The organism is Microbacterium umsixpiens (genome assembly GCF_053543675.1).
Genome location: NZ_JBLVOH010000066.1, coordinates 20,342 through 24,321 on the forward strand (window position 1 = coordinate 20,342; position 3,980 = coordinate 24,321).

At 70.0% G+C, this 3,980-nt stretch carries 4 protein-coding genes and 1 pseudogene; all 5 read left to right on the forward strand.

Annotated features, from left to right (window positions below; all coding sequences use genetic code 11):
• Positions 1–42: 42 nt before the first annotated feature.
• Positions 43–534, forward strand: coding sequence for an FBP domain-containing protein (locus ACNPM4_RS06685; protein WP_105712277.1), 492 nt, complete (start codon positions 43–45; stop codon positions 532–534).
• A 45-nt stretch (positions 535–579) separates the two neighbouring features.
• On the forward strand, positions 580–1,380 hold the full coding sequence (locus ACNPM4_RS06690) for an enoyl-CoA hydratase/isomerase family protein (RefSeq protein ID WP_029261848.1): 801 nt from the start codon (positions 580–582) through the stop codon (positions 1,378–1,380).
• A 117-nt stretch (positions 1,381–1,497) separates the two neighbouring features.
• Entirely contained in the window at positions 1,498–2,490 is a 993-nt protein-coding gene (locus ACNPM4_RS06695) for a hypothetical protein (protein WP_136025641.1), read from the forward strand.
• Positions 2,487–3,281 (forward strand): inositol monophosphatase family protein, encoded by a 795-nt coding sequence (locus tag ACNPM4_RS06700; protein WP_448985162.1) that lies wholly within the window; start codon positions 2,487–2,489, stop codon positions 3,279–3,281. The genes ACNPM4_RS06695 and ACNPM4_RS06700 overlap by 4 nt, the downstream gene beginning before the upstream one ends.
• A 228-nt stretch (positions 3,282–3,509) precedes the next feature.
• Positions 3,510–3,980 (forward strand): annotated as a pseudogene (locus tag ACNPM4_RS06705) (M23 family metallopeptidase); the annotation flags it as partial.

Consider the following 3,980-nt stretch of genomic DNA (forward strand, 5'->3'; position numbering starts at 1 on the left):
GCCGCGGCGCCCTCGGGTGCCTCCCGTTCATAGACTGGAGCGATGCGACCGCTCACAGAGGCCGACGTCAGGGCATCGTTCGTCAATGCGGATGCCGATGAGCTGCGGACCATGGAGATGCCGCACGACTTCCTGCTCGTCGACTGGGACTACCTCGACTTCTTCGCCTGGCAGGATCCGAGCGCCAATCGACGCGGCTATGTGCTGGTCCCGCACGGCGATGGGGTTCTCGGCGTCGTCCTCCGTGCCACCGAGCCGGGGCGCGGACGCTCGGGTCTGTGCAACATCTGCCACACCATGCAGCCGGGCAATCAGATCGCACTCCTCTCCGCACGGCGCGCGGGAGAGGCGGGGCGACGAGGTGACTCGTTCGGCACCTACATGTGTGCCGATCTGTCGTGCCACGAGAACGTACGTCTGGCGCACCCGCTCGCGCCCAACGAGATCCGGACTCCCGGCCAGGTCGACTTCCGCCTCGACGGCACGCGGCGTCGGATGGAGAGCTTCGTCTCGCAGGTCTGGGAGCAGAACTGATCACGGTTACGCTGGACCACACGTCCTGTGCTCGAAGGAGAAGCCATGAGTGATGCCATCCTGTTCGCCGTCGAAGAGGGAATGGCTCGGCTCACGCTGAACCGTCCTGCTCGCCTCAATGCGTTCAACGCCGACCTCGCCCACGCGTGGAGGGATGCGACGGCCGAGGCGACGTCGCGGTCCGATGTGAAGGCGATCCTGATCGATGCGGCAGGTCCGGCCTTCTGTGCCGGCGGCGACGTCATCGACATGGCTACGACGATGGGGGCATCCGGTGCGGAGATCACCGCGCTCGCCGAGGTGATCAACGCCGGTATCCGGTCGCTCACCGAGTCTGCGGTGCCCGTCGTCGCCGCCGCGCACGGCACCACGGCCGGCGGAGGCCTCGGCATCCTGCTCTCCAGCGATTACGCGGTCGTCGGGTCGCGTTCCAAGCTCGGCAGCCTGTACGCGAACATCGGCCTGACTCCTGACCTCTCGGTGTCGGCGCAGCTCGCCAGGGCGGTCGGCCAGCGTCGCGCGTTGCAGCTCGTGCTTCAGGACCGGCTGCTGTCGGCAGCGGAGGCCGTGGAGTGGGGGCTCGTCGCCGAGTCGGTGGAAGGCGCCGACGGTGCCGCCGAGGCGGATGCCGTGCGTGCCCGCGGCGAGGAGATCGCGCGCTTCTGGCTCGCCGGAGCAGCCGACGCGTACGGGCAGGCGAAGCGGCTCGTACGCTCGCAGCCCGAACGCTCGTTCGTCGAGCAGCTGACGGAGGAGGCGCGCTCGATCGGCGCAGCGCTGGAGACTCCGGATGCGCAGGCCAGGGTCGCGGCCTTCGCTGCCGCCTCCGCGAGGAAGTCGGGCTGACTTCTCCTGCCCGCTTCGGCGTCGGGTGACGACTTCTCCTCAGCACGGCGCTCGGCCCTCGCCTGCGGCGATGCGCGTGGCAGGATGAAGGCATCGCCGCTCGACGAGAGGATCGCCATGTCCCAGCCGGACATCACCACGCAGCCGCAGGGTGAGAAGAAGAATATGTCGCTGCTGATCAGAGGATCCCTCTGGATCGCCATCGGTGCACTGATCGCCGCGGCGCTCGTGTGCGTCATCTGGGTGCTCGTGGGGGATCAGGACGGGCTGATCGGAAGAGCCTTCCTCACGATCCTGCTCCTGGCGGCCTTCGCGGGGATCGCGATCCTCGAGGCCGGCCTCGCGCCGAATCGCCCCGACTGGCTGCAACTGGCCAGCATGGTGAGCTGGATCGTCGCGCTCCTCGTCGGAGCCGTCAAGATCTGGCTCCCCGAAGACGGCATGTTCTTCGGGGCCGAGCGCTTCTTCCAGCTGCTGCTCGTCATCGGCATCCTGCAGCTCGCCCTCCTGCATGTGCGGCTGTTCACTCCCGCCGCTGAACGGCACGTCACGACCTTCACCCGTGTGATCTACATCGTCACGATCACCTTCCTGGTCGGACTCGTCGGCATGCTCGTGTTCTTCCTCGCCTTCCCGAACACGTTCCACTACGGCGAGCTCTACTGGCGGATCGTCGTCGCGCTCACGATCCTCGTCGCCGTCGGCACCACGCTCATCCCGCTGCTCAACGCGCTGTTCGCGCCGAAGAAGAAGTCGTCGCCCGCTCGTGGCGTCGCGCCGGCGCCGTCGTGGCCGACCTACGCCGACGGCGTCACCCCGCTGCCGGCGCTGCCCGACTCGTCGCCCGACTGGAACGCCTACTACACCGGATATCCGACCCCGGCGCCGTCGCAGCAGCAGCAGCAGCTTGCCGCGCCCGCGTCGAGTTTCCCGGTCGCGCCGCAGCCCGTGCCCCCGCAGCCCGTGCCGCCGCAGTTCGCGCCGCCCGCCGCTCCGGGTGGACACCTCGTCCCTCCTGCGCCTGCCGGAGGCCAGCCGTCGGCCCCGCAGCAGGGCGAACCGCCGGCGTTCCCGCCGCCGCCGCCCGCGCCCCAGCAGCCTGCGCAGTGACGACCGAACTCGAGCTCGGCGAACTCGCGACCGAGATCGCCCGGGAAGCAGGGGCGGTCGCCCGAGCCCGTCGGCGTGACGGGGTACGTCTCGCCGCCACCAAGACGACGCTCGCCGACATCGTGACGGACGCCGACCGCGAGGTCGAGGCGCTCATCCGAGAGCGCCTGCGCGCCGCCCGTCCCGAAGACGGCTTCCTCGGCGAAGAGTCGGGGGCCGAGCCGGGCGCGAGCGGGATCACGTGGGTCGTCGATCCGATCGACGGCACGGTGAACTACGCCTACGGCATCCCGGCGTACAACGTCAGCATCGCCGCGGTGCAGGGCGAGCCCGACCCGGAGACCTGGGTGGCGCTCGCCGCCGCCGTCAACGCGCCCGCGCTCGGGGAGATCTTCACGGCGGCCCGTGGCCACGGGGCATGGTTGGAAGGGAGCCGGCTCGCGGTGACCGAGGAGACTCCGGCGGGAGCGCTCCTGGGCACCGGCTTCGGCTACGACCCCGCGACCCACGAGGGCGATCTCGCCACGGTGGCGCGCGTCATGCCGATAGCGCGCGATCTCCGACGCATGGGTGCTGCGGCGCTCGACCTCGCCTACGTCGCGGCCGGGCGTCTCGACGGGTACTTCGAGCGGGGGCTCCGCCCGTGGGACCACGCCGCCGGGGCACTTCTGATCACGGAGGCGGGAGGCCGCGTCTCCCGGATCGACGTCGAGTCGACGCGGCCGATGCTGGTGGCCGGAGGTCGCGAGGTGCACGCCCGACTGCTCGAGATCCTCGACCCGAAACACTGACTGATTCATGGCATTCCCAGGCTGATCAGGGTATGGTTTACCCGATCGTTACTTTTGCCACCCGAAGGTGAAAGTCTGAGTTTGCGCCCCCGAGCATGACGCACGACCGAGAGAAACGCTTTGCCCTTCGAGAATTCCCAGGCTGCCTCTGCGCCCACGCGCCGGTCCAGCCGACTCCGCACTGAGGCCCCCGACGCCTCCGCGGCGGGAACGACGGCACCCGACTCCGTGGCAGAAGCCGCGGCCCTCGCCGTCGTCGCTCCGCTTTCCCGCCGTGCTGCACGCCAGCGACAGACCACCGATGACACCGTGGTCGAGCCTCCCTTCATCGCCCCGACGCCTGAGCCGATCATCGCGGATGTGCCCGCCTCGCCGGTCGCTGTCGACAAGGTCGAGCAGATCATCGAGATCGCCACCGGCGACGAGGCCCACGCCGCGGCCGAGCCGGAGCCGGCGACCGACCTGCCCCTCGAAGACGATGCCGACGCCTTCGAGCGTGCGTCCCGCGCTTTCCGCACGGGCTCGATCCCGACGGTCGACTCCGCCGCCGCCGCGTTCACCGCGCGGAAGTCGCCGGCTGCGGACTCTGCGCAGCCCGAGGCGCCCGTCCACGTCGTCGCGCGCCGCCCGCGTAGCTTCCGCAAGGTCGTGGCCGTCGGCGCCAGCGTCGGCGTGATGAGCCTCGCAGGGCTCCTCGCC